Here is a 17,201-nt window from a genome sequence, read left to right as displayed (position 1 = left end):
ATATCCTCTGCGCCAATGGTACTCCGTCTCAAGACGTGGGAGAGTAGGTCGCTGCCGGGCCTGCTAATAACAAACAATGCCTAAAACCCCCCGCTCAGTCGCGTACTGACGGGGGGTTTGGCGTTCTTATGCTCAAAAAAAGGACGGCGAAGGGGGAATCCAACACCCTCGTGGGTAACAAAGGTTAGCACGTAGAACAACGGCTGACGTCTGTGCTAAGGCAAGACCAATATTTTATCGTGGGATAGTTGGAATGTCACAAGCTACATTGAGTTCGGAAGAGGCCTTCAATCGGTATGAAGCTGTGCGGGAGCGGTTCCCGCTGTTGCCGGTGCTTCAGCGTGACTTGGGCGACATCTCTGCAATTTCCAGCCTCGCCGACATTGCGGGCCAGTTCGATGCCTTCGTGTTTGATGCGTTCGGAGTTCTCAATATTGGTGATAGGGCTATCGAAGGCGCATGTGAGCAAATTGATCAGCTTCGCAAAGCGGGAAAACGCCTCTTCGTCTTGACCAATGCAGCTTCTTATCGGTTTGAGCAAGTCGTTGAAAAATTTGAAAAGCTCGGTTTTTCATTTCGAGATGACGAGCTTATTTCTTCGCGCGCCGTTTGCGAAATGCATTTGGGGGAATTCGACGCTAGCCTTGTCTGGGGTGTTGTCGCCCCCAAAGATTTTATGCCCGAAGAGTTGGCGGTTAAATGTCACAGCCTGTTGGACGAGGCGGCAACATATGATCAGGCCGATGCCTTTCTGATCCTATCAAGTGAAAGCTGGACGGGCGAGAGACAGGAACTGCTGGTTGCCAGTCTTGCAAGGAAAGCTCGGCCTGTCGTTGTCGCCAACCCGGACCTGGTCGCGCCGCGCGAGACGGGGCTGACGGTCGAACCGGGCTATTACGCCCACGATCTGCTTGATCGCGTGCCCGGTCTGTCAATGATTTTTCATGGCAAGCCATTTGCCAGTGTCTATGATGAGGTCGAGCGCCGTTTGGGCGACACTGTTACGCCGCATCGAATCGCAATGATGGGCGACAGTCTGCACACGGATATCTGGGGTGCTCGTGTCAGGGGGTGGGGTTCTGTGTTGGTAACGGACCACGGATTTCTCCGAAGGCAGGATCCGTTCGAAGCGATCAGGAAAAGCGGCATCGTTCCGGATTTCATGACTCCGTCCATCTGAGGCCTGCGGTTGAAGGTGCGCTCCTCGCCGAAATTCTGTCCTCGCGCTTACCCAGAGATGCCCATATGGTGTAGCCTGATCATCACCGGATGATTCTGACCATGGACGAGCGTCGTCATAGTCTCTGACGGTATCCATCGAGGGACAGCCTATTCTTTAACTGCAATTGATTTCATATGGACACGCTACCACGTTCCGTTCCGATCTCGAATCCTGCGATTGCGCAAATGTGGTTGCGTCGTTTCCTTGCGTCTGTGCGTGTCATGGGGATTTCTGGACTGATCGCTATTGTCGCGTCGCCAGTTCTGCTTGTCGGAGTTGGCCTGTTTCCGCCTCTCCTTCCGCTTCTTTTCCTTGTGGCTGGTTCAGGGGTGTTCTTGGCGATTGCAATCGCTCTTCTGGTTCGCATCAAGGTGAAACGGGCAGAGCGGCTCTACCGTAGCGGTTCCTTCAATCGAGTTGCTGCAATCCGAACCATGGCTGCTTCGCATAAGCTCTTTATGCTGTCGCAGGGAGTTTGGTGGGGCAGTATCTTCCTGCTGTTGTCCGTGGTTATCCTTCGGGAGTTCGGGGCAATGGTGCCGGTCTTCTGCCTTGCCGGCGGGGCTCTCGGGGTTGGATCTGCGCAGTTCGCAAGTGCATTGAAAGCGCGGTCGTCTTTGTTCCGTCTCATATGCTGCAAGCAGGGGGCCGTGCCCGTTCTCGGGCGGAGTGCGCTGGTTCTTTATGCGCTGATACCCGACGAGCGATTGGCTGTCGATCGGCTCGTTGACCCGGATGGTCTGGCTTCTCTGCTGGCAGTGATCGCACATGGGGATGGCAATTCCAATGGGGCGGCCTTGCGCATTCCATTGTTTGGAGAGTGGCCGGGTCTGTCATGGCTGCGGGAAACGCGGTTACGCTTGCGGGCAAGCGTTCCGCTGTTCGGACTTGGCTGCCTTTCCGGGGTAATCACGGGTGGCATTCTTCTTTGGGGTGTCGGGCTCGATCCGATGATGAGCGGAGCGACTGGTTCCTGGCCCGCATTCGAGCCAAGGCCAGTGGTTTCGGACGGGGTGTCCTCTGATGTTGCTTCCAATGGCAAAGCAGGCTTTGCCGAAAAGGCTGGCGATGCAGTGGCCGGGGCAGGGCAAACCGGGCCGGGACATGATGGGGGCTCCGCTCGGACGGGACCTGAGCAGGACCGCAGCCAAGGTGCGCCTGGAGGGCCGGATCAGACTGCTAGCGAGGTATCAGATCTGCTACCGTCCGGCAGTCTTCCTGCCGACAAAGAGCAGGCAACAGCGCAGGACAAGGCCTCCTCGTTCATGACTTCCGTTGCTCAGGAGGATGCAGGTCCAGACACCGGTGAGACGGAGCAAACGGATGCTGAGGGTTCGGAACTTGCCGCACTGGGGGGCGGCAGGGCAGAAGCGGAGCCGCAAGCCCTTTCCGATACGCTGGCGCCTTTTCCGCCAGAGAACCGGGCCATATATCGGCTCGAGGTGGACCTTGTGCCCGGCAGGGCGACAGGTGCTGCCTCCTCGTTTGAAGGAACTGGCCGCGATCAGCGCGAAGGCATTGCCAGTGCTGCCGGGGCTGCTGAAACCGCTGGGTCACACGGTCGTGGTGCAAAAGATTCCCGCATCGAGGAAATTCACGCAAAGGCGACGAATCGTGACACAACTATGCCAACACGCCCCCATATTCCGGTGCAGCAAGTGCCCCGCTGGATGAAATCCCTGATCGCGCCGCCGTCTGAATGAGGAAGTCATGAGTCAAATCACTCCGGAACAAGCAGCCCATTTTCTGCTGCAGGTCAAACAGAGCGTGCAGCGGGATATAGTCGGGCAGGATGCCGTCATTGACGGGCTGATCGCGGCGCTGTTCACCGGTGGGCATGTGCTGCTGGAGAGCAACCCCGGGCTTGGAAAAACCTCACTGGCCGTGTCTTTCGCCAACAGTCTCAAGATGGGGGATGGCGCTGGGTATGGCCGGATCCAGTTTACGCCCGACCTTTTGCCTTCCGATATCACCGGCACCTTCATGCCCGATATGAGTGGCGGCGGTAGTGCGTTTGTGTTCCAGCCGGGGCCGATTTTCCGGCAGCTGTTGCTGGCTGACGAAATCAACCGGGCGGCACCGAAGACGCAGGCCGCGATGCTGGAGGCCATGGCCGAGAAGAAGGTCACGGTACTGGGCGAGACGCGGTCGCTGGTCGAGCGCAAGGTTCTGTCGCAGGGGATGCAGCAGGCTGGCTATGAGACCCCGTTCATGGTGATCGGCACTCAGAACCCGATCGATCAGGAAGGCACCTACGAGCTGCCTGAAGCACAGCTGGACCGCTTCCAGCTCAAGCTGCTGATGAAGCCATCCGACAGCGAGACGCTGATCGATATTGTCGAACGGGTTTCCGGCGCCAACCGGTTCCGGCGAGACGAGCGCCCGGCTCTCGATATCGATCAGTATTCAGCCGAGCAGTGCGGCTGGCTGATTGACCAGACAAAGGCACTCCTCGCCGAGACCGAGATGCCGCGCAAGATGGTCGAACATGCGGTCAATTTGGTGCAGACCACGCATGGAGCCGCCAAGGCTGATGATTTGATCGATGTCGCGTCACGAACCGGGGCCGAGATCATGCGGTTTGTCGAGCGCTATTGTGAATGGCCGCTTGGGCCGCGCGCGGCGATTGCCCTCATTCAGGCGAGCAAGGCCAAGGCCTTTCTGTTGTCGGCGGAAAGCGTCGCTGGCGACATGCAGGCCATGGCGGCCAGAGCCTTTGTCGAGATGGCTCCCGGTGCCTTGCGCCATCGCATGAAACTGAAGTTTGGCTGGCAGCGACAGGCCGTCGAGGAGTTTCCATCGCTGAAAGCGCATCGGGATGTGGAAGAGGTGCGGACCAGACTTCTATTGCATCTGCTTGCGCTCAGTGCGCCGGATGCTGCCGGTTATAGCGAGTTCTTCAAACCCTATCTTCTCAGCCAATGATCCGTTTGCGCCCCAATCCCTTTGATCCAGCAACGCTTGAGGACATCCGTCTTCAGGCGCAAAAGTCCTTTGTGACTGCGGGAACAGGGGCTCTTCTGCGGCGCAAGCTGGGGCAGTCCCTCGACTATCGTGAGCACCGGGCCTATGCCTTTGGCGATGATGTGCGCCACATCGACTGGCGTGCCTCGCTGCGCCATGGCGGCAAAGAGGATTATCTGGTGCGGTCTTTTGAAGCCGAAGAGCGGTTCCTGCTTCTCGTTGTTATTGATGACAGTGCCACCATGCGCGCCGGGCTGGGGGAGGCCGGACGGGTGAGCAAGCTCGAGATTGCTCTCTGGATCTGTGAGGCGCTTGGGCACATCGCCACAAGGCAGGCTCTTGATATCGCTCTTGCCTGCCTCGATCACGGCAGGGAGGGGGCAGATGATCGGATCGTCTTTGCCCATGGCAGGCAGATCGAAGAGCAATTCGCCCGGTTTTCTGAGATGGTGCTCAACGCTTTTCCCGTCGAGGAGGATGGCGGGGCACCTATGGCCGGGGCTCTGGGCCGGTTGCCGCAGTCTTCCGTGACGGTTTTTCTCACAGATTTCTACCGGACTGGTGACGCCAAGGTGGTGTTTGAAGAGGCGGTTTCGCTTGCCCGTCGCGGCTATCGGCAGGCGGTGGTGTGTGAGCTCGACAGCTGGCCGACGGAACGGGCCATACTCGCGGAGACCGTGGTTTCTCTTGGCCGGATCGGAAAGACGAAAGGTCGTGACGGCAGTTTTCTGGCAACAAGCCATGAGCTGGCTCTGGCCGATGACGCCATCGCCGCCCAGCGCTCCGGCTATCTCGACATGATCCATCAGGGCGGCGTGATCCATTGCCCCTGGGCGCTGTCCGCACTATTCGATCCAGCGGCGGGCGACGAAGCTTTCCGCTCCGGCTTTCGGGAGTTTCTCTTGCGTAGTGAGCTGTTCGGGAGGACCGGATGACTGGTCTGTCTTTTCTGGGCGGCAGCTATCTGGCCCTTGCCGTGGTTGGCTTGATCATTGTTGCGCTGCTGGTCCGCTACATGCGGCGATCGACTGTCCGACAGGTTGACCTCTCCTCCTTGCGGTTCCTGCCCGAACTGTCTCCTGCGACGAAGAAGCGGACGCGCTGGCAGTTCGCCGCACCACTCGCCAGCCCCCTGTTCTGGTTGCGCCTGCTGGCCCTGCTGTGCCTGTTTTCGGCCCTGCTGCTGGATGGCGTGACGCTCGCCAAACGGGAAGCACCAACGCTGGGGGTGCTCATTGCCGTTGACCAGACGCCGAGCATGGCTGCCGGCGCTCCGAGCCGGGCACAGCAGGCCCGCGCTCTGGCCGGGGACATCGCCAATCATGTTGTTGCACTTGGCGGTTGCTGGCGGCAGGTTGCGCTGCCTTTCACCCCGATCGCTGAAGGGGCGCGGGATCAACTGGCGCGCGACGGACTATCGCCAATCGAGATGGAAACGCTGCTGACGGCAAGCCTTGAGCAGGATTCGTCCTGCCTCTGGACACATGTCGCCGTAGTTTCGGATTTGCCAAGGCCGCCGCTCCTTGCCCTTGCGCCGAAGGCCGGGGGAAAAGGGCAGGCTCCAATGATGCCATTGTGGTTTGAGGTCGGAGGCACGGTTGCCAACCGGGCGCTGCTCGGGGCTGGCTTCAAGGCAGCGGGCCTTCAAGGAGACGATGCTCGTCTGACCCTTTCACTCGCCGCCTACGGTGCGCCACAAGATGATGCGGACCTTGTTGTAACTGGACCGGATGGCGAGACGATTGCGCCTGCGGAGCCGGTTGATCTCTCTGGGGATGGTCCTTTGGTGGCAAGCTATCCGGTTTCCCGCCCGGGCGTCTATCATGCAGTTCTAAGCGAGGCGGGCGGCATCGAAATCGACAACCGGCTGGACATCACCCTTGGCGCCATCGCCGGCCTGCCCATCGCGCTTGGGGCCTCGCTTTCTGGGCGTCCGATTGCTGCCTTTGCTGGTCGGATAGCTCCGCTTGTCGAAGGCGCGGACCGGGATGATGTGGTTCACCTTGACGTTTACAGGGGTGGGCAGGATGTTACCCGGCGGGGGATCTATCTCGTGGACGGGCCGCAAGGAGATGCAACGCCACTTGGCTATTTCGACAGCACCAGTCCGCTCCTTGAGGCGCTTGACCTTGATCTGCTGGAGGCGCTTCATCCGCACGGGCTTGATCGGCTGCCGCAAGGGTTCGAGGCGGTTGCCTCCGGTGCCGATGGCTCCATATGGCTTGCCACCAGAGGTGGCCCCGATCCGGCTGTGATCATGCCCGCGCCAACTGGCGGACTGGGTGCGGATCTCTCTGATCCTGCGCAACTCACATGGCTTGTGGCCTTCATCAACGCCTATCGCCTTGTCTCGAATGACCGTCAACAGTTGCTGGCGGTGACGCATGTGAACGAGGCCGGGGAACCGCTGCGGGATGTGGCCTTCGAGAGCAATCTGGCAAAGGTTGCCGGACACAATCCGTCGATTGTCGATATTCAGCCAGTTGTCCATGCTGGCGGAACTGAGGAACCTTTCTGGCCGTGGCTGCTGCTTTTGGCCGTGATGGCGCTTTGTGTGGAACGGTTCCTTGCCCTCAGGCGAGGCGGAGAAAGGAGGGCAGCATGACGGCTTGCGAGCTGATTGTTTCCCATGTCTCCCGCCTTGGCTGGGTCGCGACCTGTCAGGAAACAGGTCTGGTCGCCAGCCTTGCGAGTTGGGGCGTTTTGCTGCTGGTGGCTGGTCTGCTGCTGCTGACGCTCTGGCGTATGCTTTTGCGGCCAGCCGAGGGGAAAGGACGCTGGCGGGGGGCGGTTCTGTCTTCCGGAGCCGTTGTTCTGTCTGCGTTGCTGTTGGCTGTTGCTGCCGGAAGACCGGCGTTCCTGCACCGGCCAACGGACGGGCAGCAGCATTTCATTTTTGTGGTGGATCAGTCTGAGAGCGCCCACCGGCAGGGAGCGGCCCGCGCAGCCCGGCTCAAAGCCCTTGTCGAGGACGTTCAGGCCCTCGCCGAGGGGCGGGAACAGGCGACGAGGGTTTCTGTTCTGGATTTCGCCGCAGGGGTCGACATCCGGCTCAATCGCGGCAGCCTTGCCGACGGGCTGGCCGTTATTCTGCGCGATGACCGCTCAGAGCGCCTGTCGCGGGATGGCAGTGACCTCGCCGGTGCTATCAAGGCAGCCGAAGGGCTCGCCGATCAGCTGGGTGATGACGATGTCGTCTTTCTGATCAGCGATGGCAACAGCACCGGCGCCTCTCTTGAGGCCATCGCGGCCACCATGAAGGGACACTTGCATCGGCTCTATGTGACCACACTTGATGCTGGCGCGCCAGCAGAAGGGATCGTGTCGTCCTATCTGCCCGCCAGTGTGCAATCGGGCAGTGACCCGACCTTCCGGGTGGTGCTTGATCCGGGTGACCCGGTGCAAAATGGCGCTCAGAGCAAAGACTGGGCGTTAGCGCTTGAGCGGGATGGCGCGCCGGTCGCACTTGAAAAAAGCGAGATCCATGGAACCGGCGCCATTGAGGCTTTGCGGCTGCCTGTGCGCTTTGATGGTCGCGGGATCCACTACGCTGCGGTCAATCTTGCCAACGGGGATCAGTCTTTTGTGACCAGAGCCTTCACACTGGTCAATGCGCCGGTGCGGGTGCTCGGGGTTGGGGACACGGCGTTCCTTGACGGGCTGCCACCGGATCAGTTCCAGCTCACTGAGCGTAAGGCTGGCAATCTGTCAGGGCTTGAGGATTTTGACGTGGTGGTGTTGGGCGGTGTTCCGGCTTCCACTTTCAGCGGTGCGGACCTTGAGAGGCTCGCCGGGGCTGTTGGGTCGCGCGGGTTGGGGCTGTTGCTTGTCAACGGTCCGATGCGCGGCAGTGCCGAGGACCCGACCGTTGTTCAGAGCTATGCCGACACGCCACTCGACCCGCTGTTGCCCGTTTCGCCGGACCCGCGCTTCCTGATGGATGACCCGCCGCCACGCGATACCATCGTGCTGGTCGATACCTCCGGGTCGATGTCTGGCGGTGGTCTGGCTGCCGCCCGGTCGGCGGTTGCCGATCTCCTTGGCTATCTGCGCCCGGAAGACAGCTTGCAGCTTGTTACGTTCGGCGGCTTGTCATCGGGGCGCCAGTTCGGGACCGAGGACGGCAAGGCGGCGATTCGCGCCTTTGCCCGTCGTTTTCCCACCGGTGACAGCTCCAACGTGACCCGGGCGTTCGAGACCGCTCTGGCATCAACCGGCAATTATACATCGGTTTTTCTGATCACCGACGGCATGGTCGACCCTTATGACTATGCCAAGGCCGGTTTGTCCTTCTATTATCTGCAATATGGCAGCGGCCTTGCGCCGCTTAATGAGGAAATCGCGAAGGCGGCGCGGCAATCTCAGATCCTGCAATCCGGTCAGGGGCTTGCATTCAGGCCCGATTCCTATCAGCCGGAGGAGAAGGCGGAATTCTTTTCGCCCGACCCTGTGCATCCACGCATTGTTTCGCCGATCGAGGATATTCGCGGTGGCATAGTGACCCCCGGTGTTGCCTTCAGCTATGCGAGGGCCGATGCCATCAGGGCGCTTGTCAGCGATGGTATCGAAGGAGAACCCGTGCTCGCATTCAGTCAGTCCCGGCAGGCGCAAAGTGGTCGCACAGGGGTGTTCCTGTCGGCCTTCGATGCGGCGTGGAAAGACAGCGAAGCAGGCCGGAAGGCCATCGCGGCCAGCCTGTTGCAACTGGTCAAATGGTCGGCACGATCGCGCTATGCCTTCCGCCTTTCCGATCTTGGCGGGCAGATCGGCCTGCAAATTTCGGTGATGGAGGAGAAAGGGGCGTCGCATCTGCCACAGGGCCTGCCACAAACCTTGGCGGCAACGCTCGCTGTTGGTGGGCGGACCATCGGCATTCCGCTTCAGCCTGTTTCCGAAGACAGTGGCGTGTTTGAAGGGCGGCTGCCGCTGTCCCTGACCGAAGAGGGAACTGGCGAGGACGCCAGGGAAGGGGCTCGCGAGGGGCTGCTCTATCTGCAGGAAGGGGGGGCTGGTGCGCTGGACGCACCGCAGGCCATCCCGATCATGCTGCCCCCCGCAAGGACGATCAAGGGCAATGGACGAGAGGCGGCCAGCTTCGGTGTCAATCGCTCCGGGCTTGAGGTGCTGGCCGGAGTGAGCGGCGGCGCTGTTGACCATTTGCCAGCGCCCCGGCAAGCGGGCCTTCAGCCAGTGGTGCCTCCACAACCTCTGCATCTGCCGCTCATCCTGCTTGCGGCCATCTTCGCAGGCTTTGGCTTCCTGATGAGGGGGAACCGGTTATGACGGAACGCTCTGCCGACCTGTCCCCGCCCGCCAGCACAAGGCGACGCAAGGCGCACTGGTTTGCGCCGCTCGATGCCGCGTCCTATGAGGCAGCGGATGTGATTGCGCTTTTGCGCAGGCTTGGTCATGAGGCTTTGGCCTTTCTGTTCGAAGGCGGATCGCAGCCCCGTCTGTCACGCGCCGATGCCAAGGCGCTGCAATCGCTGTTTGGCGGCAATGACTGGATGGAGAAGCGGCCCGGAAGTTATCTGGGCTATCTCGACTCGGTCCTCTATTTCACCGGCAACAGCGCCGATTTCAGTCACAACGAGATGGCGCTTGCCCTCGGGGTAACGGTGCAGAAGCGCTTCTGGCGTCGCTGGGCCTTTGCCAGAAAGGCGCGGGGAGCGGGGCTGATCGGTGGTGAAATGCTGGCTCCGGTGTTGCTTGAAGGGGCGTGGTCCGACCCGGCGTTCCAGATGCATGCCCTTGGGGTGATCCGCAAGGATTGGCGGCAAAGAACGCTGCATTATCCGGACGACATCGATTGGCCTGATTATGTATCTATCAGGCTGGTTCTGATTCTTGTCCTGCTGGCGCTGTCGGGAGACAATGGCAAGAAAGAATCACATGTTCAGCATCTGGGCAGACGCCTCCGGGCCTGGTGGCAAAGGCCGGTGCGGCAGATGGAACGGCGTCTGTTGCAGCTGCTACCGCCCGCGTTGATGGCGGCAGGGGAAGCGGTGGATCTGGAGCATCTGGTCGTCATGGACGCCATTGTCCGCGTGCCGGGTGCTCTGCGGTTCGAGCCGGTTCGCCGGTTTTGCGAACGCTCGGCGCTTGGCGGGGTCTACGGCTTTGCGGGTGAAGCCAATGAAGCTGAAGCCGGGGGTGCGTGCCGGGAGCAGATGCCGGATCGCGAGGAAGAAGAAGCCGTTCTGGCGCTGGGGTCGCGTCTGGCCGGACGTTTGTTGTAGGCGGCATTGCCGCTTTTTAGGAGAGTCGTTGTATGTTTTCGCAAAGAGTCATGGCGGAATTGCTGGAGCGCCACGGGGATCTTTTTTCAGATCTGGTGGCGGTCAAGAAAACTCTCAACGAACGCTTCTACGGCCTTTCCGAACAGATCCATTGCCAGATGCTGGCGGTGGCCTCGGGCGAATCGATGCTGCTGATCGGCCCTCCGGGCACGGCCAAATCCCGCCTGATCCGTGCCTTTGCCCATTTGTGTGGTCTGTTGGGCGATGATGAGTTGCTTGGCAACGAGAGCCATGGCGAGAATGGCGTCTTGCGGCAATTGCAGCAGGAGCCGCGCTATTTCGAATATCTGCTGACGCCCTTTACCGAGCCGGGGGAGTTGTTCGGTTTCTTCGATATCGGCAAGCTGTTTGACGCCAACGGGCGCAGCGGCGGGCTCGAACGCTTGCATGAAGGCATGATGCAACATGCCGAGATCATCTTTCTGGACGAAGTGTTCAATGCCTCGAGCGCCATTCTCAACTCGCTGCTGACTTTCATCAACGAGCACAAGTTTCACGACCGGGGCAAATCCTTCGAGGTCAACCTGTCCTGTCTGTTCGGGGCGACCAACTATCCGCCCAAGCGGCCCGAGTTGCTGGCGATCTATGACCGCTTTCTGCTGCGTAGCTGGGTGGACAATGTGCCCTCCGAACCGCATGCCATCGGGGCGCTCATCCAGACCGGCTGGCAGGAAAGCCACGCCGCCGATCTAGGCGTAACTTTTCCGCTTTTGCTGGAACGGGCGGAGCTCTTCCGGGCCGATCTGCGCGCCATGAGCCAGAGTGGCGGACTGTCGATCGACCTGCAGGACGACGGGGTCAATGACATGCTGGTGCGCCTCACCTGCATCGCCGACTATGCGCGCGGGCGTCGTCTGTCGCAGCTTTCCAACCGGCGGCTGGTGCGCTTTTCAAGGATCTTTCTGGTCAATGCCCTGATGCGGGCCGCCGAGAAGGGCGAAGCCCAACCGATGGCTGACATCGGCGAGGATCTGATGCTGCTGGCGCGACATGGGCTGGACCGCTTGCCGGATCCGTTTCAGGAAAACGACCTGATGTCGCTGCTGGTCAAGGGCCAATTGTAATGAATGTGACCATCGTCGGGAGAGAACAGGCTGATCGCTGGATCACCGCTGCTGTGGGAGAGACAACTCTCCCGGTGCAGGGAGAGACCCGCAAGGTCCTGCGCCTGTTCCATGATCGTCATATCGGCATCCCGCCCGGCTTTGCGCGTGAGCTGGCTCAGGGATTCTCTGTGCGCTATCCGGATTTTTCCAATCCGGTGCGGCTGTTGGTCTATCGTCGTCTTCTTGATGCGCTCGACGCAACTCGCAGCATGAAGCAGGATCCGCGGCAGTTCGATCACATCCCGCGACCGCAATTCTATGACATCTGTCTGCTGCCGCTTGCCGCAATGGTCATGGAGGAGATGGGCGAGACCTTCCTGTTCAGCCTTGAGAGTGGGCTCGATAGGGTCGATGAGGAGGCGTATCTGTCGTTTGCGCGGCGGTTCGAGGCGCGCTTTCTCGCGGTTTGCGAAACGGACCTGACGGCGCGTGAGGACGGAAAGCCCGAAAAACAACGGGAATCGCAGGCCTGGCCGTTGTTCTGGGAGCGGGTTGCGCATCAGCTTTGGGGAGAATTGCAGCGGGCCCGCCACGGCGGCGGTGACTTTACCGAGCAGGCTTTTGCCCGGGTCTATTATGATGATGTGCTGTTACGGATGGTCCATGGTCTTGCGCCGAAACCGAGTTTTGTGCCGGAACCGGGGCAGGACAGTTTCGAGCTGACCGAGGAGCAGAATGCCCATCTGGCGCACCCTAAACAGGGGGGCGTGGTGGGCATCCATACCACCGCTCGCGTCGAGGACATCGAGGACATGCTGTTGTCGGAAATGGTTTTGCCGCCGCATCTTCTGGCCGACAAGCTGCTCAATTCGTCGTTTTTCGCAAGGCACCGCCCGCCACCGCTCGACCAGAAGCAGCAGGTGCTGCTGCTCGGGGCAAGCCTTGATGACGGCGACGACCCGGCGATTGCGCTGGCCAGGGCCTGCTGGCTCGATGCCATCTTTCGCATGGCGATTGTTCTGGCCAAAAATGACCTGTTGCAAAGCGAGGTGCGCTTTGGGCAATGGCGTCGGCAGATGGGCGTTGTCACCGCTCGCATGAAGGTGGGCGACTATCGCCATCTCAAGGTGCTTGATGCCACCACTGTCAGTCGTCTTCAGATGCACCGGTTTTTCTGCGATGCAGGCTGGTTGCCCGGCTTCCTCTCCCTGATGCCGGGGCTTGACAGTCGGCAGGATGGCGGGATGGCTGCATCCTGTTTCTGGCAGCAGAAGGAGCCGGGGCTCGGCGATATTCTGGGCACGCTGTTTCCCGAAGCCTCCGGGCCGGGGGATGACGATCTGCCGGATTTTGCTGCGGCCCTGATGGTGGTGATCCGGCGCGCCCGCGTGGGTGCTGCACCGTTCATCACTTCTGGTCCTCATTCGACGCCGCCGACCGTCACGATGGTCATCAATTGCCCCGCCGCGATACGTGGTGGCGAGCGATACACTCTCGAGGATGGGCAGAAGGCGGCCCTGTCCATTGCCATTCCGGGCGGAGCCTCTGATCCGGTCAGTCCGGAAGCCCTCAACAAGCTCGCAGGCGAACTGGTTGGTGCAATGCTGCAATTCTTTTGGGACGAGGTAAATGGCTGAACAACTGGTCTATGTGCTGCCTCGCCTTTCTGCCGAGGTTGCTCTGGAAATTCTGGCGGATCTGATCGAGAAGACCGGGGCCGAGGGGATCGACCGCATCCATATTCAGCCGGAGCGTAGTGGTCAGGTCGTGCTGTCCTTCCGCACCGACCATACCCGCCCCGGTGCCGATGTTGATCCGCGCATCGAGGGGATGCTTTACCAGAGCTACAACCGGCATCCGTCCATCGCCAGCAAGGGTGGGCGGCTGCCCGACGATCTGGCCGACGCCAGACTGGAAGAGTGGATTGCCGAGGATGCCACGCGGGCCTTTGCCGGGCTGATCGGGCTTGCCATCGCATCAAGCCAGAGCCGCTTCCTGATGGCGATCGGCTCTAATGCCATTGCCACGGCGACGGCTCTTGACGACACGGCCTATGTGCTTGGAGTGGTCGGGCCGATGACCTCGGTTGCCGAGGCCTTTGCCCGCATTGAATGGCGATCCAGCGGCATGAACCTGTCGTGCCTCGGGGTCGAGCGGGCCGAGCCGCCGCGGGCTGGTGATATTCCCGGCCATCTGGCCATTGCCAGGATCGGGATCAATCCGGAATGGGGCGGTACCGAAGCGATTGTCCTCAGGCATCAGGAGCTGTTTGAAGGCAACGTCGATTTCCGGCTTGCCTATCCGCTTGTCGGAGGTCACCTGCTGCTGCTCAAACCGCAGGTGCAGCTTGCTGAAACCGTGCGGGTGGCCGCGAGCCGCATCGTCTTCCGGCTGATGCTGACGCTTGGAGCGGAGGCGCCCAAGGGGTTGGCACTTGATTGGCAGAGCGACGACAGCGGCATGGTGAGCATCGATGCGCTTGAGGTCGATCTGCCGAAGCTCGACATTTTGTCGTCCGTCTCCTCCGCTGGCAATGATGCCGTTGCTGCTGACGGGGCGGGAGGCGAAGCTGCTGCTGCGGCGCCCGTTTCTCCGCCGGTCGATGTCGATTTCGTCAGGCTGGCCCATCTGGATGATGCGACGGTCCATCTGCGCGGGCTGCTGGAACAGCACGCCAGCACGATCGGTCACCGCCTGAGCCTGCAACGGTTGCCTGATTACAACGACAGCTCGGAGCTGTTGATGGAGATCGACCGGCAGATTGATGAGCTGGCGATCCGGCGAGACCTCATTCTCGGCGAAGGGGCAGGGGACTGGCGTCTGCTGCGCTTTCCTGCCGAGGGGATCGAGGCCTTTGTCGACTATCTCAGGCGGTTCAGTCTCGAGGTTATCGATTCGGGCCATCTCCGCTATGGCTTTTCGAGCAGCAGCGAAGATCCGCACGGGGTTCATTTCCTGCTCTATCGGTTGCGGGATGTGGGAACGGAACCGGCCTATCCGACTGTTCTCTGGCGGAACAGGCTGAAATGCGGCACCATCAGTCATCGGGTCGACCCGATGTTTGCCCAGTTTGCTGTTGCCCGGAAGGCCCGCAGTCTGGTCTTCACGCCACCGTCCCATGTGGTCGTGCCCAACTTTCGCGCCACCCAGAGCGATATCGACAGCTATCTTAAGCAGGGCTTTGGCGGCTTTTTCAATGCGTCCGATGTGGCAGACGTCATGAAGATGGAGAACCCGATCTACTGCTTTGGCCAGAGCGAGGATGGCAGGCTGCGTATCGAGATTCTCGATGGTGCCGACTTCCTGCCCGTGCGGCGCGTGATCCCGTTCCTCAACGACAATCTGCAGATCGGCCATTATCTGGATACCGCCTCTTTTGTGTCCGAAATGGTGGATGCCCATTGGCGCGGGGAGCAGATGCAGAAGATCGAGACAAGCAATGCAGCGCTTGCAACAAGGCTTGAGGCGGATATGGCCGCTGTGGACCGGGCGCTTGCATCGCGCAGCGAGGGATTGCTGGACGCGATGGCCGAGGAGGTCAACGCACTCAGGGTTTATCTGTCCAAAATCACCGGTCTGATGGAAGATCTCAGCGACCGGTCGGTGGCGCTGGAGCAACTGGTTGGCGAGAGCATTCGCAATGCCTCTTCCTATGAGGACATGATCCGCAAGGTACCGGGCAAGTTCTCCGAGCTGGAGAGCACCCGTCGCACCATTCAGGATGCCATCTGGACGGAGCATCAGAATTCGCAGGCCTTTGTCCAGACCGCCAGCCGGAATATCGGCGCAATCAATGAGATGATCGAGCGTTTGCGGGAGGAGCTGGACAAAAATGCCTGATCCTTCACCGCCAAGGTCTCTGGGAGACACTGCAAGACTGCTGGATCCGTTTGACCGGACGTTTGAGCAGGGGCTGGCCGAAATACCCGAAAATATCGCCCGGTCGCGTCAGAATATCGGCCGTATCCAGAAGGCTTCCAGCAGTGGCAAGGCGAGGGTTGAAGGCTTTCTGCAGACCCGCTCGGCGCTTGGCAAGCAGTCGCGGCGCGACTTGAAAAAGGCGCACTGGTCGATGCGCTGGACCCGGCTGCATTATCGCCTTGTGATGGTGGCGCGGCGGGGGGAGTTCCTGTGGCTCAAGGCTCGACGGGTCTGGTCCCGTTTCTGGCGCTGCATTCTTGTGCTGGTGGTCGCCTTGGGGCTGGTCTATGGTGCCTTTGTCTATCGGGCCGACATCAGCGGTCTTGTCAGTCGCGGCTGGGGCTGGATTGCTGGTGCGGGCAGCATCGAAGTGTCCATGCGCGACCATGAGAGCACAGACCTCTCCGGGTCTTCAGGTCTCAGGTGGGGGCAAGGCTGATGATCCGGCGAGTGAAACAATTGTTGGCCCTTTCCTTGCGGAAAAAGCCTGTGGCCGTGCCGCCGCCGGAAGAGCGGCGAGCGGGCTCGCTTTCGCTGTTGCTGCAGGACAATGCGCCTGACCCCTATCGACCCAATCGCAACCGGCGCATTTGGATGCTCGGTGGCGGGCTGGTGGGGGTGCTGCTCTTTTCTCTTCCTACCGTCTTTGAGCTCTGGCCGGACATCTTTCCCTTCTTCGATATCTACCGGCTGCATGATGCCTATTGGCTGCCGCTCAAGGGCTGGCTCTGGACCGCGTGGTATCCATGGTGTCTGGTGCTATGGCTGCCCGTCGGGATCATCCTTGCGTTGCTGTCGGTGAGCTGGGCAAGCGGCCATGATCCGTTGCGGCCGTTGCATCGCATGGTCATTCTGGTGCTGGCAGGGCTTGTGCGGCTGCGGGTTCAGGGCAATGAAGCGCCCGACATGGGACTGTTGCAGACAGTGGTTGGCTGGGCGCGGCGAACCGGTGTTGGAGCCTCCTATGCCGAACTGGTGATCAAGCATGCCCTTGATGCGCAATTTGAGCGGATGGAGGCTGCTGTCCTTGCAGGCAACGGGGTGGAAAAAGGCTGGCTGCGGCAGGCCGACCGCCTGATGCGGGCGCGAGCACTGTTTCCCGTCATGTGTGATGGCAACAGGGCGGAGCCGCATCAGGCTGGCGATGACCATGAAAAGCGGGCACGGTGGCTTGAGGCCTTTTTCGATCTGGCCTTTCTCAGCCATGTCGACAGGCATCAGGATGTCGCTGTTGCCGACTATCTCAACGAACTCCTCGCGGCGCTTGATCCGGACGAACGGCCACGCTTGCAGTTGCTGGAAGCCTTCTGCGCCGGGCGGCCGCTGGCCTCCTGTCAGGGAGCCCTGCGGCAGGCTCTTGCCAGTCTTGATCAGCTTTCGGCTGCCACCTCAGCCCAGTTTGCGCAGACGCGCCGGGTCCAGCCGGGGGAATGCGACATGACAAGATTGCTGGCTCCCTGCTGCTTTGCCTTTCTTGCGGTTGCTGACCGCAACTGGTCGGTGGCCTCGGCGGCGGTGCTTGCCAGCCTCGACCGGACCTACAATGCGCTGCGTCTCTCGGACGACTTCGAGGCCGAGGCGGACGCGCTGGCGTGGTGGTTTGCCCGATCGCGTCTTGCCACTATCCGTCTGCTGCACGAGACTGTTCATCGCAAGGGGCTGGAAGACGGAGCGCTCAGCCTGTGGCCCGAAGGGCAGCCCGCCTATCGGGTGATGGATGGCAGTCGGCTTGCTGCGGGAGGGTTCTAG

The 17,201-nt window shown here is 60.8% G+C and carries 12 protein-coding genes; all 12 read left to right on the top strand.

The window, feature by feature from the left end; translation table 11 throughout:
* Positions 1-253 precede the first annotated feature (253 nt).
* A complete protein-coding gene (locus DSL70_RS21460) occupies positions 254-1,180 on the top strand; it encodes an HAD-IIA family hydrolase (RefSeq protein ID WP_119310032.1) in 927 nt (308 codons plus the stop codon).
* Positions 1,181-1,557: 377 nt separating this feature from the next.
* Entirely contained in the window at positions 1,558-2,925 is a 1,368-nt protein-coding gene (locus DSL70_RS21455) for a hypothetical protein (protein ID WP_162916977.1), read from the top strand.
* 7 nt (positions 2,926-2,932) lie between these two features.
* Entirely contained in the window at positions 2,933-4,147 is a 1,215-nt protein-coding gene (locus DSL70_RS21450; RefSeq protein WP_119310030.1) for an AAA family ATPase, read from the top strand.
* On the top strand, positions 4,144-5,121 hold the full coding sequence (locus DSL70_RS21445) for a DUF58 domain-containing protein (protein ID WP_119310029.1): 978 nt from the start codon (positions 4,144-4,146) through the stop codon (positions 5,119-5,121). The genes DSL70_RS21450 and DSL70_RS21445 overlap by 4 nt, the downstream gene beginning before the upstream one ends.
* Positions 5,118-6,791, top strand: coding sequence for a hypothetical protein (locus DSL70_RS21440; RefSeq protein ID WP_119310028.1), 1,674 nt, complete (start codon positions 5,118-5,120; stop codon positions 6,789-6,791). The genes DSL70_RS21445 and DSL70_RS21440 overlap by 4 nt, the downstream gene beginning before the upstream one ends.
* Complete coding sequence (locus DSL70_RS21435) at positions 6,788-9,469, top strand: vWA domain-containing protein (protein WP_119310027.1); 2,682 nt, start codon at positions 6,788-6,790, stop codon at positions 9,467-9,469. Before DSL70_RS21440 ends, DSL70_RS21435 begins: the two co-directional genes overlap by 4 nt.
* On the top strand, positions 9,466-10,425 hold the full coding sequence (locus DSL70_RS21430) for a hypothetical protein (protein ID WP_119310026.1): 960 nt from the start codon (positions 9,466-9,468) through the stop codon (positions 10,423-10,425). The genes DSL70_RS21435 and DSL70_RS21430 overlap by 4 nt, the downstream gene beginning before the upstream one ends.
* Positions 10,426-10,457: 32 nt before the next feature.
* Positions 10,458-11,549, top strand: coding sequence for an AAA family ATPase (locus DSL70_RS21425; RefSeq protein ID WP_119310025.1), 1,092 nt, complete (start codon positions 10,458-10,460; stop codon positions 11,547-11,549).
* Complete coding sequence (locus DSL70_RS21420; RefSeq protein ID WP_119310024.1) at positions 11,549-13,168, top strand: hypothetical protein; 1,620 nt, start codon at positions 11,549-11,551, stop codon at positions 13,166-13,168. The genes DSL70_RS21425 and DSL70_RS21420 overlap by 1 nt, the downstream gene beginning before the upstream one ends.
* Positions 13,161-15,371, top strand: coding sequence for a hypothetical protein (locus tag DSL70_RS21415; RefSeq protein ID WP_119310023.1), 2,211 nt, complete (start codon positions 13,161-13,163; stop codon positions 15,369-15,371). Before DSL70_RS21420 ends, DSL70_RS21415 begins: the two co-directional genes overlap by 8 nt.
* Positions 15,364-15,891 carry a hypothetical protein gene (locus DSL70_RS21410; RefSeq protein ID WP_119310022.1) on the top strand — a complete coding sequence of 176 codons (528 nt, stop codon included), beginning with the start codon at positions 15,364-15,366 and terminating at the stop codon, positions 15,889-15,891. Before DSL70_RS21415 ends, DSL70_RS21410 begins: the two co-directional genes overlap by 8 nt.
* Positions 15,892-15,902: 11 nt before the next feature.
* Entirely contained in the window at positions 15,903-17,201 is a 1,299-nt protein-coding gene (locus DSL70_RS21405) for a hypothetical protein (RefSeq protein ID WP_162916976.1), read from the top strand.

The organism is Cohaesibacter haloalkalitolerans, assembly GCF_003574655.1.
GTDB lineage: Bacteria > Pseudomonadota > Alphaproteobacteria > Rhizobiales > Cohaesibacteraceae > Cohaesibacter > Cohaesibacter haloalkalitolerans.
Note: the sequence above shows the minus strand (reverse complement) of the source record. Positions and strands in the feature narration are given on the sequence as shown.